Here is a 17,670-nt window from a genome sequence, read left to right as displayed (position 1 = left end):
ACTACCCGTACCAGTTTGAAGTTAGTGAAGTCCGGGACGGCACGACGTCTACTTTCGGTGGCTGCTAGTTTGTTGCATCGAACATGCGAATCTGCCGCCCAAAGCCGACATCCGAGACCGGTGCGCTCACCGCGCGCTCGTGCTTCGGTGAAAGTGCCCGCAGGCAACCTAACTAGCAGCTTCGAAGCGACCGACAGATTGGTTTAGCCAACGCGATTTTTGGGAGGCACCTTCGGGGACCACCATCGCTGGGGGTGCACGCACTGCCGATGGGCGCATCAGGGTACCGATCCGTGTCGAGTAGCTCTGTGATGACGCGCTGCGCCTCCACGGCCAACTTGCCCCGCACCGAGCTGAAGAGGAATCGGCTGCGGCTGCCATAAACAGCTGCCGCAAGCAGTCCGGATATGGTCGCGAGCAATGGTCCGCGATCCTCCATCACCCGGAAGTCGCCGCGTCTGAACGTGACAAGTGGCCCCCGGTTGTCAATCGGATTCGGCCGCTTGCGCGGATAACGGCCGACCCAGTTCACCTTATTGGCAATGCCTTCGGCCTGTGGCCAGCCGCTAATGCCCCCCACTCCGATCACCGCATCAAACGAGAAAGCGCGGACGCGACCCATACAACCTTCGATGCCAAAGCGGCCGAATCGGTCTGGATCATTCTTGTGGGTGCGCTTGTAGATCAAGATCTTCATACAGGCCTCAGCGCATTTATTTTTGAACTCCAGTCATTCATCTGCATTCCACACAGCGGTCCCGCGGCAAGTGCTATGAAGCAGCGACTAGCGTCGCGAGTATCTTAGATATTTGGTCGTGTTCGCTATACGGAATGACTTGTATTTGGGGAAACTTGTCACGCACTTCGGAACACCGTTGCTCCGGCAACAGTGCGAATTTCTCACCTTCGGCGGCCCCTGCCAAACGAGCCTGTCGAAGAACATGATCGAGGTCACGTGGATCGTTTAGCCCAAAGCCGACGAACAAAACTGTGTGGTGCTCAAACACAGACCGCACCAATGAAAGGTACTCCTGTTGTTGTGCCAACCGTTCATATTCGACGCGTGTGAGTACGACCGTGTTGGACCGGGACGCGCAGCCATGTATTTTGACGACGGATCTACGCCCAACTCCTCCCACCAAGAACTCCCGAGCCGGTCGAGCTTCCTGCCACGTGTACACGGGTGTCCCGGGTGGTGCGGCGCACTGCAATACGAAGTCGTAGTTTGTGGTCAACAATGACCTGAGTGGTAACCGGAACAACAGGCGATTGGCAAGTCCGGCATTGACTATATGGGGCGTAAAAATGTCAAGAATCGCGCGCGGGTAATACAGAGCATCGCCAAGCGACTCGCGAAAAAAGTCAAGGTCTGCAAGGAATTCGTCGAGGGAGTCGGTGATGCGAGGATTTTCTGTTTTACCTCGATAGCGATTTAGGCTTTCAGCCATTCGCGAAGGAACCTCACTCCAAAAAGGCAGCTTGCTCCATTGCAGCGGCGCTTCGTATTTCACTCGAACGTCGCTCTGTAGGGATAGACCTGATCCGACGAGAACGGAAAGGGAGCGAGTACGGCACGCCTCCAAGAGCTGTGGCGGGATCCGCATGCCCTCGGGTAAACGTGCATCGTTTAGAAATTTTTCGTCATCCAGCACTGCAGGCAGCGTGGTCTGAGGGCGTCTCCCCAGAACGAGGTGGCGGACCCGATCAAGCGCTGCATTGATGGCATCAATTTCCACCGAGGAAACCCCGTTCATCGCTAATTTCGCGGTGCAAGAGGAGCACACATATGCAGCGCGCATCTTGAGAGCTCGTTCCGGTTTTTGGATACAGAGGTCGAACAGGCATCCTATTGACTTTTCATGCAATACATCCCAATCGCCAAGCTGGCCTAGCACCATGAGTGTGACGAGCGAGATCGAAGTCAAAATGTTTGCATCGGGTGCCGCCACCGGGAGACCTTGTGGTTCTGCAAGGAACGCGACCTCCCAGTCGGCTAGCGTCATTAGCCCGCAACCCGATTCAGTGTGCGTGAACCAGTTGTCGGAAAGCGGCGACCCTGTAATGACAACAGACGGCGACCAGCCCTCGAAGTTCTGGAACGCAGCACCGACATCAACGCAGCCGGCCACCAGCGGAAGATCCTTATGTCCTTTCTCGACCAAGCGAAGCGTTTGCTGGGCGTCATGGAAGTGATCCAGTGCGCGCGCGAGCTGGACTCTTTGGCCCTCATCAAGGCCATTCGTGTATAGACTGATCTCTCGAAACATGCTCGTCTCCTCGTCTACGCAGTGCGATCTGATGACCACGTGGCTTTGTCTTCATCACTATGCTGAGCATTCGCGCCAGCGCCACTCGGTGCGTCGATCTACTTCTGCGACGCCGACCGATGTGGCTGCAATGCTGGTCCGAACTCCAAGTAGTGGTTGCCGTGCATGGTACATCTCGGAGGAACGACTCTTGTGCGGCAGTCCGGCTCCTATTCCACTCAGCTCAAGGCGAACGACCGGTTCGCCAAGCAGTTGAAGACCGCTGCGGATCGAGAGCGTGAGTTCGGCACTTCAAGCCATTGACATTCGTCCGCGAGTTCGTGGAGCAACCGGCGGCCGACCACACACTCGATGACTGCAGCCCTCTCGATACCTGTCATTGATTCCGCCGCGCTGCTGGGTGAGCCGATGACGGCTTCGTGCCAGGCACCGTGACCCCAGATCCCGGGCGCGACCGGCGGCTGTCGCTGCATTGGAGCCACTCAGGATACGGCTTCTCCTGACGCAGTTGGCCATCTGCGGGTGGGTGTTTGGGTCGCCGCAAACCCGATGGATTCCAACTGAGCTGTCCTCATCAGTGCGCTGTAGCTGGGCGTGTCTGGCTCCACAGATCCAGTTCGCTGCGGCGCCAGGCCACGGCACGCACACCGAGGCGAACCGGGCAGGGGAACTGTTGTTGGGCCATGAGCCTGTAGATCGTGGATCGACCCAAGCCCGTCATCTGCATGACGGATGGCATGCGCAGAAACACGGTCGGCACTTGATCGTGAATATCTGGTGGTGGGCTAGATGGCTGCTGCACGGCGTTCTCCCGGTGGAGGCATGCGGCTACTTTAGGGTCCAAATGGGACCCACGTCGCGCTGGATTCGCTGAGAAATCTAGCCGATAGAGTTCTGTCACCGAGCCTATGGACGTTTTCGATGCCGTCTGGGCAAGACCGGTCTGTTGCGATCCGGACACATGCATGTATCCGCTGAGAATTTCGGACACGTGTCGGACACGGCGGACTCTGAAAGCAAAAAAGTCAGCAGGCGCTAACCTGCTGACTCTTGATTTACTTGGCTCCCCGACCTGGACTCGAACCAGGGACCTGCGGATTAACAGTCCGTCGCTCTACCGACTGAGCTATCAGGGAACAGCCTCAAATTATAGTGTGATTTTTATGATGTTTGGAAGCCCGGCCACAGTTTCTTCAAAAAATTATGGTGCTGCTCTGTCCATGGGCGTGGCGTGCACTTCCAGCAAGCGGTGCAGCCGGGAGCTGGAGGTCGTGTACTCCAGGTGGATGGGTTTGCCGGGAAACACACGTGAGGCAGCTGCATAGGCAGCGAGCACGCATTCGTGGAAGCCACAAACGATGAGCTTCCTCTTTCCCGGGTAGGTGTTGATATCGCCAACAGCAAAGATGCCGGGCTCGCTGGTGGAGAACGTCGCGGTATCGACTACCAGCTGTTTGCGTTCCAACTCAAGTCCCCATTGGGCCGTGACGCCCAGACGTGGCGAGAGTCCCTGCATCACATACATGCTGTCAACGTCCAGGCGCTCTGCCGCACCGTCGGCGCGCAAGACGCTCACAGCGCTCAGACGTTCGCCATCCGATTCGCAGGCGGTGGCCTGGCCAATCAGCAGCCGCATGCGTTCCTGTGCACAGAGCGCGCGCATCTGCGTCTGCAAGTTCGTGCCGGACTGAAACACATCGCGCCGGTGCATCAGCGTCACATCGACGCCGCCATGCTTCACCAGAGAGAGCGCCCATTCCAAGGCGCTGTCGGTGTCTCCAACCACCAGCACCCGGCGTCCGCTTTCCTGCTCCGGGGCGCGCGGGAAGAAGAACAGTTGCGAGCCTTCAAAAGTCTCAAGTCCCTCGAGCTTGAGACGGCGCGGTTCGAAGGCACCGACACCTGCTGCGATGAACACCGTTTTGGTCAGCAGCGAGGTCTGCAGGGAGGTCGATACAAAAAACCGGCCATCGCGCTGTCGTTCGACACGGGAAACCGTCTGACCGAGATGAAAGGTGGGCGCGAAGGGGCGAACCTGCTTCAGCAGCGCATCGGTCAGCTCCTGGCCGGTGCAGGCGGGCACCGCAGGAATGTCATAGATCGGTTTGTCGGGGTAGAGCTCTGCGGGCTGCCCGCCAGGGTGCGGGAGCGCGTCGACGATATGGGCCCGGATCTCCAGCAGCCCCAGCTGGAAAGCCTGGAACAGGCCCACAGGACCGGCGCCGATGATGACCGCATCGGTCTCGATCACGTCACCGGTCATCATCTCCTGGGTCAGCGAGCGAGTTCGGACAGTTTGCCGGTGCGGTCCTTCCACTCCTCGTGGTCGGGCAGCGGGTCCTTGCGCTTGGTGATGCTCTTCCAGTTCGGCAGCTTGGCCAGTTCGGCGTTCAGCGCCGTCATGTGCACCTGGTCCTTGGGCAGATCCTCTTCGGCGAAGATGGCGCTGACCGGGCACTCGGGAATGCAGACCGCACAGTCGATGCACTCGTCCGGATCGATGGTCAGGAAGTTCGGGCCTTCGCGGAAGCAGTCGACGGGGCAGACGTCGACGCAGTCGGTGTATTTGCAGCGGATGCAGGCTTCAGTGACGACGTGGGTCATGGTGTGGCAGAAAAATCGATCAAACCGGGGATTTTAGGCGGTGCAGGAGGGTAAGGCCCGGGGAAGCCCTTGGCCTTGATATTGGTTAAACCCAGCCTGCGAAGCGCGTCAGTTCACGAGCACGGCGCCAGAGGTTTTGTGACTGGCGGTGTCCACCAATACCAGCGAACCCAGTGCACGCGACTGTGTGAACGGTGCAGTGGCCAGAGGTTCCTGCAGCGCCAGTTCGATGTGGCCGATGGCGTTGGGTTCGAGCTGCGTGGCGTCCTCTTCGGCAAGCGTGTGAATGTCCAGCTTGTGCACGATGCGCTTGACCTTGGCCTTGACCCAGCGGTGGCCATGCAGCGCCCAGTAGACACGGCCGGCGACCAGGGTTTCGTCGTCCATCCACGCGACAGTGGCGCGGATCTCGCGGCTGGCTTCGAGGGATTGACCTTGCTCGTTGACGGCCAGCAGCCAGTCGCCACGCGAGACATCGACCTCGCGGTCGAGCACGATGCCAGCGCTGTGTCCAGCAGCCACTGCCTGCGGGTTGCGCACGTGGTTGAGCACCTGAGCAACGGTGGCGGTCTGGCCGCTGGGCATGACCTTGATCTGTTGACCGGGTTGCACGGAACCAGTGGCGACTCGGCCCCAGAACACGCGGCGGCCCTGGCTGGTGTCGGACGACGACGAGAATTTCTCCACCCACTGGACAGGGAAAGCGAGCGGGAGCTCGGTGTCCGGGCGGGTCACCGGCAGGTGCTCCAGGATGTCCAGCAGGGTCGGGCCCTGGTAGCCGCACCAGCCCGCTTGCTCGGGGGCATCGACCACGTTCCAGCCCTTGAGCGCGGACACCGGAACGGTGGCGGTGACCTCGATCCCCGCGTCCGTTGCAAACGCGCTCAGTGCGCCCGAGATGTTGCTGAATGCCAGCGCACTGTCTTCGACAGCATCGAGCTTGTTGACGGCGAACACCACGGAGGGCACGCGCAGCAGCTTGAGCAGCAGCGAGTGGCGGCGCGTCTGCGGCAGCAGCTTCAGGCCGGCGTCGCGCCAGTCCAGCTTGGTGGCGTCGACCAGCACCACGGCGGCGTCGGCGGCCGAGGCGGCCGTGACCATGTTGCGGGTGTACTGCTCGTGGCCGGGGGCGTCGCCGATGATGAACTTGCGCGTTTCGGTGTTGAAGTAGCGGTAGGCGACGTCGATGGTGATGCCTTGCTCGCGCTCGGCCGACAGTCCGTCGGTCAGCAGGGCCAGATCGGTCTCGCCCTGGCGCTGCACGCCGGCGAGGTGGTCCTGCAGCACCGCCTTGCTGTCCACCAGCAGGCGACCGATCAGGGTGCTCTTGCCGTCATCGACCGAGCCACAGGTGATGAACTTCAGCGCGGTGCGGGTGTCGGCGGCAGTGGAAGGATTAACAACAGCGTTCATGGAAATATCCGGGGAAATGTCATTTCGTGAGGGCAACGTCGGCTTCAGAAATAGCCATCTTTCTTGCGCTTCTCCATAGAAGCTTCGGACGTCTTGTCGTCCATGCGCGTCGCACCGCGCTCGCTCACATCGGCCGCCAGCGTCTCGATCACGATGTCGCCGGCCGTGGCGGCCAGGCTTTCCACCGGGCAGGTGCAGGTGATGTCCCCGACGGTGCGGAAGCGCACGTCGCGGATCTGCACGGTCTCGCCGTCTTTGGGCGGGGTCAGTTCGGTCACCGGCACCAGCAGGCCGCGGCGGTCGACCACCTCGCGCTTGTGGGTGTAGTAGATCGAGGGCAGGGCGATCTTCTCGCGCTCGATGTACTGCCACACGTCCAGCTCGGTCCAGTTGCTGATGGGGAACACTCGGAAGTGCTCGCCCGGGGCCAGGCGGGTGTTGAACAGGGTCCAGAGCTCGGGACGCTGGGCCTTGGGTTGCCACTGGCCGAAGCTGTCGCGGTGCGAAAAGATGCGCTCCTTGGCGCGCGCCTTTTCCTCGTCGCGGCGGGCGCCGCCGATCAGGGCGTCAAAGCGAAATTCCTCGATGGCTTCCAGCAGCGTGACCGACTGGTGCACGTTGCGGCTCTCACCCGGGTGGGCCAGGCGCACGGTGCCGCGGGCCATGGAGTCTTCCACGCTGCGCACGATCAGTTCGGCTTGCAGCTCTGCGGCGCGGCGGTCGCGGAAGTCGGTCACTTCAGGGAAGTTGTGACCGGTGTCGATCATCAGCAGCGGGTAGGGAATGCGGCCGACGCCAAACGCCTTTTCGGCGCACTTGAGCATGACCAGCGAGTCCTTGCCACCGGAGAACAGCAGGGCGGGGCGCTCGAAGGCGGCAGCGACCTCGCGCAGGATGAAGATGGTCTCCTCTTCGAGCGCGTCCAGGTGGGCGTTGCTCAGGTGGTGTTCAGCAGTTTGCAGCACGGCGGTGTCGGTACGGGCGTTCATGATCGGATTCGGTCGTTCGGTTCAGTGTGCCAGGTGCAGTCCGCATTCGCGGTTGTCTTCGCCCTTGGTCGGATCCACGTAGTCGAAGTTGTTGGGCAGGCCGTGCAGTTCGCAGTAGTGGTACAGGTCCTTGGAGGTCCAGTGCAGCAGCGGGGCGACCTTGATCAGGCCGTCCGGGTTGATGCTCACCGGGTCCATCTGGGCGCGCACGGCGGTGTCGGTGGCGCGCAGGGCGGTGAACCAGACCTTGGGCGCGGTCTCGCGCAGGGCACGGGCGAAGGGCTCCAGCTTCACTTCCTCGGTGAACGCGGCGTGGCGCGGGTCGTCCAGCGCGGGTGTAGCGCCTTCCACGGCTTCGCGGTGCGCGCGCGAGCGGCGCGGCAGGTAGATCTGCAGGTTCAGCTTCAGCTGCTTCGTCACTTCGTCGGCGAACCGGTAGGTCGCTTCGGTGTTGTAGCCGTTGTCCATCCAGACCACCGGCACGTCGGGCCTGACCTGGGTGACCAGGTGCAGGATCACGGCCTCGAAGGGACGGAAGTTGGTGGTGACGATGGCGGGCAGGTCCAGGCCCAGTGCCCACTTCACCAGTGCGGGCGCGTCGTGGCCCAGGTCGGCATTGATCTTGGCGAGATCGATGGTGCTCATGGTGTTCTTCCCTGTGTTCAGGCGGTGGCGAAGTGCGGGCGGGTGTCCACCGCATCGCCCTGGTAGTAGGCGTCGTACTGGGCCAGCAGCTTCTGTCCATGTTCAACACTCTGGTCGGCGCGCAGCACGGCCTGCGTGAAGCCGCTGCGCTGCATCTGCGCCAGTTGGTCGATCAGCACGTCGCCAATGGCACGGATCTGGCCGGTGAAGCCCAGGCGGCGGCGCAGCAGGAAGGCCTGGCTGAAAGCGCGGCCGTCGGCAAACGACGGGAATTGCAGCTGAACCGTGTGGATGCCGTCCAGGGAGGCCTCGCGCGGGTCGGCGTCGTTGGCCAGGGTCAGGGTGCCGGCCTCGTCGGCGCTGAAGCTGTCGGCCTTGAAGAGTTGGATCGTGGGTTTCATGTCGTTGGCTCGTGCGTTCAGGCGGCGACCGGGGTGCGGGCCGTGGCCACGCGCACCGCGTTGGCGGCGGTCTTGAAGGGCTCGATGCCCACGCGCTTGACGGTGTTGACGAAGGTCTCTGCCGGCTGGCGCTGGGTGCGGAAGGTGTCGATCAGGGCCTCGATCACGTCGACCATCTCATCGGCCGCGAAGGACGGGCCGATCACCTTGCCCGGCACGGCTTCGCCGGACAGGCGCGTACCGTCGGAGCCGCCCAGGGTGACCTGGTACCACTCCTGGCCGTCCTTGTCGACGCCGAGGATGCCGATGTGGCCGCTGTGGTGGTGGCCGCAGCTGTTGATGCAGCCGCTGATGTGCAGGTCGATCTCGCCCAGGTCGTGCAGCTCGTCCAGGTCCTGGTAGCGGGCCAGCAGGGCCTGCGCGATCGGCAGGGAGCGGGCGTTCGCCAGATCGCAGAAGTCGCCGCCGGGGCAGGCGATCATGTCGGACAGCAGGCCTATGTTGGGCTTGGCCAAGCCCAGGCGGCGCGCCTCGCGCCAGAGCTCGGGCAACTGATCGCAGCTGACCCAGGGCAGCAGCAGGTTCTGCTCGTGCGTCACGCGCGCCTCGCCGCTGGAGAAACGGTCCACCAGCTCGGCGGCGCGTTCCAGCTGGTCGGCCGTGGCGTCACCAGGAGCCGAGCCCAGGCGTTTGAAGGACAGGGTGACGGCGCGCAGGTCGGGGTTCTGGTGCGGCTTGACGTTGCGAGTCAGCCAGCGGCTGAACTCCACGTCGTCCTCGGCCGCGGCCTTGAGGATGTTGGCAATCTTGGCGTCGGCGCTCTTGCGGTCGCAGCTGAGGGTGGGCTGGACGAAGAAAGCGCTCACGCGGTCCAGTTCGGCCTGGGTGATGGTGTGCGGTGCGCCGTCCTTTTCGACGATGTCGCGGTACTCAGCCTCCACTTGGTCGGTGAAGGATTGGCCTTCGGCCTTGACCAAGATCTTGATGCGGGCCTTGTACTTGTTGTCGCGGCGGCCGAAGCGGTTGTAGGCGCGGACGATGGCTTCCAGGTAGTTGAGGATCTGGTGCCAGGGCAGGAATTCGCGGATCACCGAGCCGATGATGGGGGTGCGGCCCATGCCGCCGCCCACGCGCACCTGGAAGCCCAGGTCGCCGTCCACATTGCGCAGCAGGCGCAGGCCGACATCGTGCCAGGGGGTGGCGGCCCGGTCTTCGCGGGCGCCGGTGATGGCGATCTTGAACTTGCGCGGCAGGAAGGCGAATTCGGGGTGCAGCGTGCTCCACTGGCGCATGATCTCCGCGAAAGGGCGCGGGTCGGCCACTTCGTCCACCGCGATGCCGGCCAGCGCGTCAGTGGTGATGTTGCGGATGCAGTTGCCGCTGGTCTGGATGCCGTGCAGGTTCACGCTGGCCAGCAGGTCCATGGCGTCGGCGGCACGGTCTAGAGGGATCCAGTTGTACTGCACGTTCTGGCGCGTGGTGAAGTGGGCGCAGCGGTCCGGCAGGCTGGGCACGTCGGCCAGGGCGGCGTTGGCCTTGGACGTGTCGTGCGCTTCCTTGTGGTCGAACTCGCGGGCCAGCTTCGCCAGCACGCGCAGCTGGGCGGTGTTGATTTCGCCGTAGGGCACGGCCACGCGCAGCATAGGCGCGAAGCGCTGGATGTACCAGCCGTTCTGCAGGCGCAGCGGCTTGAAGGCCTCGCCGTCCAGCGTGCCGGCCTGGAAGCGTTCGAGCTGGTCGCGGAACTGGGCGGCGCGCTGTTGGACGAACTGTCGGTCGAAATCGGAGTACTGGTACATGGCTGTCGTGGAGAGGCAGAAATCAGAAGGCGATCAGCTTGGTGCCGGCGTAAGCCAGCAGCAGCGAGAGCAGGGAGCGAACCAGGCGCTCGGGCGTGTGGCGCATCAGGCGGGTGCCGAGCCAGATGCCGGGCAGCGAACCGGCCAGCAGTTTGCCCAGCAGGGGCCAGTCGACCGAACCCAGGCTGGCGTGGCCCAGGCCCGCGACCAGGGTCAGTGGCACGGCGTAGGCGATGTCGGCGGCCACGATGCGCGGCAGTGGCAGCAGCGGGAACAGGAGCAGCAGCACCGACACACCGATGGCACCGGCGCCGACCGAGGTCAGCGTGACCAGGGTGCCAATGACGGCGCCGAACAGCACCGGCAGGCTCCAGTGGCGGGCATGGGTGGCCTTGTCGACTTCCGTCGCGGGCAGGCTGCGCGGCAGCACCTTGCCACGGGCCGCCTTGTAGAGCATGGCGGCGGCGGTGAGCAGCAGGGCGATGCCGAGGGTGTGGGTCATCACCGATTGCACAGCGGGATTGGCCGGGCCCACCCGGTGCAGCACCCACAGCGTGGCCAGCGCGGCCGGGATGCTGCCGGCGCACAGCTGGGCCACCACGCGCCAAGGCACCAGGCGCTGGCGTGCCAGATTGATGGTGCCACCCGCCTTGGTTACGGCGGCGAACAGGAGGTCGGTGCCCACGGCCAGGTAGGGCTTGATTCCGAAGAAGAAAATCAGGATGGGGGTCATCAGCGAACCGCCGCCCACGCCAGTCAGGCCCACCACGAGGCCCACAAAAAAACCGGCAAAGACAAAAGCAAGTTCCGACATGGGGCGCGACTCTACGCAAATGCCCATATATCTCAAACGACATTTTGGTTGTTCATATATTTCTTCTGGTTATCAAATGCGTCGGATGTCTGATCTCTTTTGGTTGTGCAGCGGCGTCACGCGGGTAACATGCGCCGATGGTCAAGCAGCGGATTCATGTGCGGGTGGTGGGCTTCAGTGACGTGGAGCGACATGCGCTCAACACTGTTTTCCGGCTGTCCGAAGAGCGCGAACTGAGTTACGCGCCCTGGGTGCCACTGACCGCGCCCGGCGTCCAGGCCCCGACCCGGCTGGCAGAGGTGGCCCTGGTGGACGGCGACGCGGCCGAAGCGGTGTTGTCCCATGCCAGGGAGACTCCGCCGGGTCAGCGGCTGATCTGGGTGGGGGCGCATGCACCTGCGCATGCCTGGCGGGTGCTGGAGCGGCCGATCCAGTGGGCCGTCATGCTCAATGATCTGGATGCGGTGTATGCCGCGCGACAGGTGGACTCGGGCTTCCTCGACCTGGATGTGACCCAGCCCGGACCTCTGGAGACCGGCGTGGCGTCCCCGAACAAGCGGGCGTTGATCGTCGGCGCCGCGGGCGAGCGCGGGCAGGTCACGGCGTGGCTGTCCGGGGTGGGTGTGTCGGAAGTGGACGAGGCGGACAGCACCGAGACCGCGCTCGAATGCATCGGACGCCACCGTTATGTCTGTGGGGTGTTCGACCTGGACGAGCACCATGTAGACACCTGGCAGCTGGCGCGGCTGTTCGCCCAGCACAACGCCAACGCCTTGACCGTGGGGGTGAGCGAGCACGCCGATCCCCTCGCACCCTGGCTCAATCGTCGGCGGCTCAGGCGGGACACCGAACGCACGGGCATCAGCGCCCTGGTGGGGCGGCCGTTGCAGGAAGCCCAATGGCGGCGCTGGCTCGAGCTCCTGGCTTGATCGGGCTCAGACCGCAGGCTGCCGGCGGGCCGCCTTCCAGGCAAAACGAGCCGGGTCGAGGGCCTTCTCCAGATCCAGATCCTGCTCGGGCAGTGGCGAGGGCTCTCCGCTCATCCGGCCGGCCAGCCAGTCGGCGCACCAGTGGGCCAGCGTCAGGCCGCGGGAGCCCAGTGCCGTCAGCATGAACAGGCCCGGCATACGGGGCGTGTCCAGCAAAGGGATCCTGCCGCGGCGCGCGCCGGCTGCGTTGAACATGTCCTGCATTGCTTTGAGGTCGGGTACGGCGCCGACCATCGGCAGCCGGTCCTGAGACGCACACCGGACCTGCGACCAGCCCAGCAGGCGCCCTTCGCGGGCACAGCGCCGCAGTTCGGCCGCTGCCTGCGGATGCATTTCCTCCAGGCTCGCCGCATTGCGTTCGTGTGCAGCCGCATCCACGGTGGTGTCGTCGTGGCCGCGCTCATAGGTGGAACCCATGGCCCAGACGGTGGAAGGCCATGCAGGCGGCAGACCCGCATCTTCGTAGGCCGGCACAAAGACCCCGTTGTTGCGCGTGGGGCGGGGCGCGAGCGGTGGCGTCTGCAGAGCGGCGAGTGTCAACTGGCCCTTGACCGGCCGCAGCGGCACCGCGCCTGATCCGGAACCGTGGATTCTTTCCAGCAATGGAAACGCCCCGTAGGCGGTGGCCACCACCACGGTCGGCGCGGCGCCGAGCACAGCGCCTGCGCCATCTCTGGCCACCCACTGCCTATCTTCTTGCGCCAGGCTCGCAACAATGGCATCGAAGCGGATGCCCAAGCCCCCGGAAGCTTGCGCCTCGGTCAGCCAGGCATGCACCAGCGCCGATGGCCGGACCACCGCTGCGGGCCAGCGCCCGGGGTCGTGTCCCAGGTTGTCGACTTCCGTGGCCTGCCAGCCATGGCCCTGTGGCACCAGACGCTCCAGCTGGGCCCGTGCATCGGCCACGCCCAAGGAGCACAGGCGCGAGAGCGGGGTTGGCGCGCGCGTGACATGTGGGCTGAGCATGCCCACCGGGAGGCCGGAGGCGCCCATGGCGGCCTGGGGGCCGCGTTCAAGCAGCTCGACCCGCCAGCCCCGGCGGGTGAGGGCCGCACAACAGGCAGACCCAGCCAGGCCGGCGCCCAGCACCAGCGCGTGGCGGGATGAGGAGGTCACGACGGGGTGATCTGGCTGCTTACTGACCCGCACTCGGGGGCACATAGCCCGTCGCTGCGTCGGCACCTTCGCCAAAAAAGTGCTTCTCCATCTGGCGCGCCAGGTACTGGCGGGCCCGGGCATCGGCCAGGTTGAGGCGGTTCTCGTTGAGCAGCATGGTCTGGTGCTTGAGCCAGGTGGCCCATGCTTCCTTGCTCACGTTCTCATAGATGCGCTTGCCCAGCTCGCCGGGGTAGGGTGGAAAGTCCAGGCCTTCGGCGTCCTTGCCGAGCTTGATGCAGTGAACGGTGCGTGCCATGGGGTTTCCTTATTCTGTTGATGTCTAAGTAAAATGAAAAACTATTAGTTCCAGTATTAACCCAAGGTCGGCATGATGCGCGCAGCCAGCAAGACCGGGTTGCATGGTGCAGGGGGCCTGCAAGAGGGGCTCCACTGTAGCAACGAAACCCCAGCGCAAGCGAATCCCCTTCGGGCGCCGGTGCCAGTTCCTGATTTATCGCAAGACGCACCAGAACCCGACTTCTACAATCGCGAACTGTTTTTGTTTTCAAGTCCGACGTTCTCGCCGGACCCATCTTCTTCAAGACCATGAGTGCATTTCTGGAAGAGCGCGTCCTGAGCGTTCACCACTGGACCGATCGCCTGTTCAGTTTCACCACGACGCGCGACACGGCGCTGCGCTTCTCCAATGGCCACTTCACCATGATCGGTCTGCGGGTGAACGACAAGCCGCTGTTGCGTGCCTACTCGATCGCCAGCGCCAACTACGAAGAGCACCTGGAGTTTCTTAGCATCAAGGTGCCGGACGGCCCGCTGACCAGCCGCCTGCAGCACATCCAGGTGGGCGACACCATCGTCGTCGGCAAGAAGCCCACCGGCACGCTGCTGATCGACTACCTGCTGCCGGCCAAGCGTCTGTACCTGCTGGCCACCGGCACCGGGCTGGCGCCGTTCCTATCGATCGTGCGCGACCCCGAGACCTACGAGAAGTTCGAACAAGTGGTGCTGATCCACGGTGTGCGCGAAGTCAAGGAGCTGGCCTACCGCGACATGCTGGAAACCCAGCTCAAGCAGCACGAGTTCCTGGGCGAGATGGTGAGCCAGCAGTTCATCTACTACCCGACCGTGACGCGCGAGCCGTTCTTGCACCAGGGCCGCATCCCCAACATTATCGAGAGTGGCCAGATCGCCAAGGACACCGGCCTGCCCGAGTTGAACCCGGCCGAAGACCGCGTCATGATCTGCGGCAGCCCCGAGATGCTGCGCGACCTCAAGGCGTTGTGTGAGAAGCGCGGTTTTGCCGAGGGCAACACCACGCGCCCGGGCCAGTTCGTGATCGAGCGCGCATTCGCTGACAACGGCTGATCTATCGTCGCTGGAACTTGAGGGCGCTGGCTGGGTCCACCCGCGGCGCCTTTTTCATCTTCTGGAGTTTTCTTGAGTTTCCTGACCCCCGCCCTCGATCTTCTTGACCAGCACCCGCGCCGTGTGTTGACCCTGGTGGCTGCCGGCTGCATCGGTCTGCTGGCTTTTGGCATGTACCTGCAGCATGTGGTGGGGCTTGAGCCCTGCCCGATGTGCATCGTGCAGCGCTACGCGCTGATCCTCGTGGCCATCGTGGCCGCTGTCGCTGCGTCGCTGTCGGGGGTCAAGGGCCGGCGCGTCGGCGTCGTCCTGATGGGCCTGCTGGCGCTGGGTGGCGCCTTCGTCGCCGCGCGCCAGAGCTTCCTGCAGTGGTACCCGCCCGAGGTACTCAGCTGCGGTCGCGACTTCTACGGAATGATCGAATCCTTCCCGCTCAAGCGCGCGATTCCGATGATCTTCAAGGGCAGCGGCGACTGCTCGGCGATCGACTGGACCTTCCTGGGCCTGTCGATCGCGAACTGGTCCTTCCTCTGCTTCGCTGGCATTGCGGCGCTGGCGACGGCACTGCTGCTGCGCCGCCGGGCCTGATCAGAGGATCGCTGATCCGGGGCGCTCGCCGCGCTCATAGACCACGTGGGCCCGGCCCACGATGAGCGAATCCAGCGACCCGATGTTCTTCGCGTCCTTGTTGGAGTAGGGCAGCTTCTGCAGCACGTAGCGCATGGCGTTCAGGCGCGCGCGCTTCTTGCAGTCGCTCTTGATCACCGTCCAGGGCGCATCGGCGGTGTCGGTCTCGAAGAACATCGCCTCCTTGGCCTTGGTGTAGTCCTCCCACTTGTCGAGCGAGGCCATGTCGATGGGGCTGAGCTTCCACTGCTTGAGCGGGTGGGCCTTGCGCTCCTTGAAGCGGCGGCGCTGCTCTTCTCGGCTGACCGAGAACCAGAACTTGATCAGGTGCACGCCACTTCGCACCAGCTGGCGCTCGAACTGCGGCGCCTGGCGCATGAACTCCTGGTACTCCTCGTCGGTGCAGAAACCCATGACGCGTTCGACGCCGGCGCGGTTGTACCAGCTGCGGTCGAACAGCACGATTTCACCGGCCGTGGGCAGGTGCTGCACATAGCGCTGGAAATACCACTGCCCGCGTTCGACTTCGGTCGGCTTTTCGAGCGCCACCACCCGCGCGCCGCGTGGGTTGAGGTGTTCCATGAAGCGCTTGATGGTGCCGCCCTTGCCCGCGGCGTCGCGTCCTTCGAACAGGATCACGACGCGCTGCTTGTGCTCCTTGACCCAGGCCTGCAGCTTGAGCAGTTCCACCTGCAGCAGGTACTTCTGCGCCTCGTAGGTCTTGCGGGACAGCAGGTTCCTGTAGGGGTAGGCGCCACTGCGCCAGTCGGTCGAAAGCACTTCGTCCGGGTTGCTGTCGTTCTTGCCGCGGCCTTTGACCGCCTGTGCGGTCTCCTTGAGCAGGCGGCGGATCGCCTTGGCATCGTCGGGCGAGGCGCCTTCCAGGATGGCGCGCAAACCCTCTGCCTTGCGGCTTTTGCTGGTCGAGACGTCGGCCAGGATGTCCTGGACCGCTGCGGCCTTGGCCTCCTGCCGGGACGCCACCACCGCACTGGTCGTGACCTTGGCGATGCGTTTGGGCCGGGTGCTGCCCGTGACATCGCCCAGGGCCACACGCCGGGGAGGCGCGGCCTTGGTGGCCATGGCAGTGCGAGCGCCCGTTTTGCGGGTAGTGCGGCTGGCGGTTTTGCGCGCCGCTTCATCGGCAGCGGGACTGGGGCGGGACGGTCTTTCGGTCATGGTCGGATCATGGGCTGGTCACAGATATCCAGTATGAACCGACAGTGCCGACGCTGCTTGACGTTTGTCAAGCAGCGTCGGGCGGGTGTCAGCCGAGCTTCTTGACCAGCACCTGGCTGCGGCGGTCCCAGTTGTACTTGCGCTTGCGCGCTTCGGGCAGCCAGTCGGGATTGACCTGCACGAAGCCGCGCTTGATGAACCAGTGCATGGTGCGGGTGGTGAGCACGAAGATGCTCTGCAGGCCCTGGGCCCGGGCGCGGGTCTCGATGCGCTTGAGCAGGCGCTCGCCGTCGCCCTGGCTCTGGCTTTGTGGTGAGACGGTGAGCGCGGCCATTTCGGCGGTGCGTTCTTCGGGGTAGGGGTAGAGCGCGGCGCAGCCGAAGATCACGCCGTCGTGTTCGATGATGGTGTAGTTGCCCGCATCGCGCTCGATCTCGGTGCGGTCGCGCTTGACCAGGGTGCCGTCCTTCTCGAAGGGCTCGATCAGGGCCACGATGCCGCTGACATCGTCAATGGTGGCCTCGCGCACGCTCTCCAGCTTCTCGTCCACCACCATGGTGCCGATGCCGTCGTGCACATAGATTTCCAGCAGCAGCGAACCATCCAGCTTGAACGGAATGATGTGGCTGCGTTCCACACCGCCTTCGCAGGCGCGCACGCAGTGCTGCAGGTAGAAGCCCGGATCGGTGGGCAGGGTGGCGACGGGCAGGCCGGCGATCAGGCGCTTGGCATCGGCCAGCGGCAGCTCGGTGTCGATGTCGCTTTCCGGATCGTTGGCGTCCACGCGGATGCCCGGGATCTCGGTCAGGAAGATGAGTTTGTCGCTCTGCAAGGCCACAGCCACTGAGGTCGCCACGTCTTCCATCCCGAGATTGAACGCCTCGCCGGTGGGTGAAAAGCCGAACGGCGAGATCAGCACCAGGGCGCCCATGTCCAGCGTGCGCTGGATGCCTTCGGTGTCCACCTTGCGCACCAGGCCTGAATGCTGGAAATCGACACCGTCGATCAGGCCCACCGGGCGGGCCGTGATGAAGTTGCCCGAGATCACGCGCACCCGGGCGCCGGCCATGGGCGTATTGGGCAGACCCTGGCTGAAGGCGGCTTCGATTTCGTAACGCAGCTGGCCCGCAGCTTCCTGCGCGCAGTCCAATGCCACCGGGTCGGTGATGCGCATGCCGTGCGAGTACTTCGCCTCCTGGCCCTTGAGGCGCAGCTGTTCGTTGACCTGCGGACGAAAGCCATGCACCAGCACGATCTTCACGCCCATGGCCTGGATCATCGCCAGGTCCTGGGCGATGGAGGCCAGCTTGCCCGCGGCAATCGCCTCGCCGGTCAGGCCGATCACGAAGGTCTGGTTCCGGAACTTGTGGATGTAGGGCGCCACCGAACGGAACCAGGGCACGAAGGTGAAGTTGAAGACGGTGGACATGTCGGGCGGGTGGGGCCGGCGGGCGGGGCGCGC

The 17,670-nt window shown here is 64.0% G+C and carries 18 protein-coding genes and 1 tRNA gene; 3 read left to right on the top strand and 16 right to left on the bottom strand.

Features of this window, described 5'->3' with window-relative positions:
• Positions 1 to 172: 172 nt before the first annotated feature.
• From HFL01S_RS25195 to HFL01S_RS19350, 12 genes are all read right to left on the bottom strand, one after another.
• Complete coding sequence (locus HFL01S_RS25195) at positions 173 to 697, bottom strand: hypothetical protein (RefSeq protein ID WP_157538954.1); 525 nt, start codon at positions 695 to 697, stop codon at positions 173 to 175.
• Positions 698 to 770: 73 nt separating this feature from the next.
• Positions 771 to 2,267, bottom strand: coding sequence for an SIR2 family NAD-dependent protein deacylase (locus tag HFL01S_RS24800; RefSeq protein WP_084383508.1), 1,497 nt, complete (start codon positions 2,265 to 2,267; stop codon positions 771 to 773).
• Positions 2,268 to 2,841: 574 nt separating this feature from the next.
• On the bottom strand, positions 2,842 to 3,006 hold the full coding sequence (locus HFL01S_RS25800; RefSeq protein ID WP_281179931.1) for an AlpA family phage regulatory protein: 165 nt from the start codon (positions 3,004 to 3,006) through the stop codon (positions 2,842 to 2,844).
• 321 nt (positions 3,007 to 3,327) lie between these two features.
• A tRNA-Asn gene (locus tag HFL01S_RS19390) sits at positions 3,328 to 3,403 on the bottom strand.
• Positions 3,404 to 3,468: 65 nt separating this feature from the next.
• The gene (locus HFL01S_RS19385; RefSeq protein ID WP_084383506.1) at positions 3,469 to 4,530 is read right to left on the bottom strand and encodes an NAD(P)/FAD-dependent oxidoreductase; all 1,062 of its coding nucleotides are present in this window, start codon (positions 4,528 to 4,530) and stop codon (positions 3,469 to 3,471) included.
• 11 nt (positions 4,531 to 4,541) lie between these two features.
• Complete coding sequence (gene fdxA, locus HFL01S_RS19380) at positions 4,542 to 4,871, bottom strand: ferredoxin FdxA (RefSeq protein ID WP_066151171.1); 330 nt, start codon at positions 4,869 to 4,871, stop codon at positions 4,542 to 4,544.
• A 108-nt stretch (positions 4,872 to 4,979) separates the two neighbouring features.
• Entirely contained in the window at positions 4,980 to 6,284 is a 1,305-nt protein-coding gene (locus tag HFL01S_RS19375; protein WP_066261531.1) for a sulfate adenylyltransferase subunit 1, read from the bottom strand.
• 44 nt (positions 6,285 to 6,328) lie between these two features.
• Positions 6,329 to 7,273, bottom strand: a complete 945-nt coding sequence (gene cysD / locus HFL01S_RS19370) for a sulfate adenylyltransferase subunit CysD (RefSeq protein WP_066261529.1) — start codon at positions 7,271 to 7,273, stop codon at positions 6,329 to 6,331.
• A gap of 21 nt (positions 7,274 to 7,294) precedes the next feature.
• Positions 7,295 to 7,918: a phosphoadenosine phosphosulfate reductase domain-containing protein gene (locus HFL01S_RS19365; protein ID WP_066261526.1), complete on the bottom strand. Its 624-nt coding sequence runs from the start codon at positions 7,916 to 7,918 to the stop codon at positions 7,295 to 7,297.
• 17 nt (positions 7,919 to 7,935) lie between these two features.
• Complete coding sequence (locus HFL01S_RS19360) at positions 7,936 to 8,319, bottom strand: DUF934 domain-containing protein (protein ID WP_066261523.1); 384 nt, start codon at positions 8,317 to 8,319, stop codon at positions 7,936 to 7,938.
• 17 nt (positions 8,320 to 8,336) lie between these two features.
• Positions 8,337 to 10,118 carry a nitrite/sulfite reductase gene (locus tag HFL01S_RS19355; RefSeq protein WP_066261521.1) on the bottom strand — a complete coding sequence of 594 codons (1,782 nt, stop codon included), beginning with the start codon at positions 10,116 to 10,118 and terminating at the stop codon, positions 8,337 to 8,339.
• Between the two features lie 22 nt (positions 10,119 to 10,140).
• Positions 10,141 to 10,932, bottom strand: a complete 792-nt coding sequence (locus HFL01S_RS19350) for a sulfite exporter TauE/SafE family protein (RefSeq protein WP_066261518.1) — start codon at positions 10,930 to 10,932, stop codon at positions 10,141 to 10,143.
• Between the two features lie 137 nt (positions 10,933 to 11,069).
• On the opposite strand from HFL01S_RS19350, the gene HFL01S_RS19345 reads away from it, so the two are divergent.
• A complete protein-coding gene (locus HFL01S_RS19345) occupies positions 11,070 to 11,861 on the top strand; it encodes a hypothetical protein (RefSeq protein WP_066261517.1) in 792 nt (263 codons plus the stop codon).
• 6 nt (positions 11,862 to 11,867) lie between these two features.
• On the opposite strand, the gene HFL01S_RS19340 is transcribed toward HFL01S_RS19345, so the two are convergent.
• Both HFL01S_RS19340 and HFL01S_RS19335 read right to left on the bottom strand, forming a co-directional pair.
• Positions 11,868 to 13,037, bottom strand: coding sequence for an FAD-dependent oxidoreductase (locus HFL01S_RS19340; RefSeq protein ID WP_169802356.1), 1,170 nt, complete (start codon positions 13,035 to 13,037; stop codon positions 11,868 to 11,870).
• A 19-nt stretch (positions 13,038 to 13,056) separates the two neighbouring features.
• Positions 13,057 to 13,335, bottom strand: a complete 279-nt coding sequence (locus HFL01S_RS19335; protein WP_066261512.1) for an oxidative damage protection protein — start codon at positions 13,333 to 13,335, stop codon at positions 13,057 to 13,059.
• Between the two features lie 290 nt (positions 13,336 to 13,625).
• Between HFL01S_RS19335 and HFL01S_RS19330 the strand changes: the two genes are divergently transcribed.
• Positions 13,626 to 14,402, top strand: coding sequence for a ferredoxin--NADP reductase (locus tag HFL01S_RS19330; protein WP_066261509.1), 777 nt, complete (start codon positions 13,626 to 13,628; stop codon positions 14,400 to 14,402).
• Positions 14,403 to 14,474: 72 nt separating this feature from the next.
• Entirely contained in the window at positions 14,475 to 14,990 is a 516-nt protein-coding gene (locus HFL01S_RS19325; RefSeq protein ID WP_245644867.1) for a disulfide bond formation protein B, read from the top strand.
• Here HFL01S_RS19325 and ppk2 read toward each other — a convergent pair whose 3' ends face one another.
• Both ppk2 and argA read right to left on the bottom strand, forming a co-directional pair.
• Complete coding sequence (ppk2, locus tag HFL01S_RS19320; protein ID WP_084383504.1) at positions 14,991 to 16,208, bottom strand: polyphosphate kinase 2; 1,218 nt, start codon at positions 16,206 to 16,208, stop codon at positions 14,991 to 14,993.
• A gap of 88 nt (positions 16,209 to 16,296) precedes the next feature.
• Positions 16,297 to 17,637: an amino-acid N-acetyltransferase gene (gene argA / locus HFL01S_RS19315; RefSeq protein WP_066261504.1), complete on the bottom strand. Its 1,341-nt coding sequence runs from the start codon at positions 17,635 to 17,637 to the stop codon at positions 16,297 to 16,299.
• Positions 17,638 to 17,670 lie beyond the last annotated feature (33 nt).

The sequence above is a fragment of the Hydrogenophaga flava NBRC 102514 genome (assembly GCF_001571145.1).
In the GTDB taxonomy this organism is placed as follows: Bacteria; Pseudomonadota; Gammaproteobacteria; order Burkholderiales; family Burkholderiaceae_C; genus Hydrogenophaga; species Hydrogenophaga flava.
The sequence above is the reverse complement of the archived record's forward strand: the minus strand, read 5'-3'. Positions and strand labels throughout refer to the sequence as shown.

Bases quoted from the DNA above. Each gene is read 5' to 3' on its own strand.
- HFL01S_RS19345 (WP_066261517.1), top strand. From the start codon at position 11,070: ATGGTCAAGCAGCGGATTCATGTGCGGGTGGTGGGCTTCAGTGACGTG.
- HFL01S_RS24800 (WP_084383508.1), bottom strand. From the start codon at position 2,267: ATGTTTCGAGAGATCAGTCTATACACGAATGGCCTTGATGAGGGCCAA.
- HFL01S_RS19375 (WP_066261531.1), bottom strand. From the start codon at position 6,284: ATGAACGCTGTTGTTAATCCTTCCACTGCCGCCGACACCCGCACCGCG.
- HFL01S_RS19335 (WP_066261512.1), bottom strand. From the start codon at position 13,335: ATGGCACGCACCGTTCACTGCATCAAGCTCGGCAAGGACGCCGAAGGC.
- HFL01S_RS19330 (WP_066261509.1), top strand. From the start codon at position 13,626: ATGAGTGCATTTCTGGAAGAGCGCGTCCTGAGCGTTCACCACTGGACC.
- ppk2 (WP_084383504.1), bottom strand. From the start codon at position 16,208: ATGACCGAAAGACCGTCCCGCCCCAGTCCCGCTGCCGATGAAGCGGCG.
- HFL01S_RS25800 (WP_281179931.1), bottom strand. From the start codon at position 3,006: ATGCCATCCGTCATGCAGATGACGGGCTTGGGTCGATCCACGATCTAC.
- HFL01S_RS19355 (WP_066261521.1), bottom strand. From the start codon at position 10,118: ATGTACCAGTACTCCGATTTCGACCGACAGTTCGTCCAACAGCGCGCC.
- HFL01S_RS19350 (WP_066261518.1), bottom strand. From the start codon at position 10,932: ATGTCGGAACTTGCTTTTGTCTTTGCCGGTTTTTTTGTGGGCCTCGTG.
- fdxA (WP_066151171.1), bottom strand. From the start codon at position 4,871: ATGACCCACGTCGTCACTGAAGCCTGCATCCGCTGCAAATACACCGAC.
- HFL01S_RS19360 (WP_066261523.1), bottom strand. From the start codon at position 8,319: ATGAAACCCACGATCCAACTCTTCAAGGCCGACAGCTTCAGCGCCGAC.
- HFL01S_RS25195 (WP_157538954.1), bottom strand. From the start codon at position 697: ATGAAGATCTTGATCTACAAGCGCACCCACAAGAATGATCCAGACCGA.
- argA (WP_066261504.1), bottom strand. From the start codon at position 17,637: ATGTCCACCGTCTTCAACTTCACCTTCGTGCCCTGGTTCCGTTCGGTG.
- HFL01S_RS19365 (WP_066261526.1), bottom strand. From the start codon at position 7,918: ATGAGCACCATCGATCTCGCCAAGATCAATGCCGACCTGGGCCACGAC.
- HFL01S_RS19385 (WP_084383506.1), bottom strand. From the start codon at position 4,530: ATGACCGGTGACGTGATCGAGACCGATGCGGTCATCATCGGCGCCGGT.
- cysD (WP_066261529.1), bottom strand. From the start codon at position 7,273: ATGAACGCCCGTACCGACACCGCCGTGCTGCAAACTGCTGAACACCAC.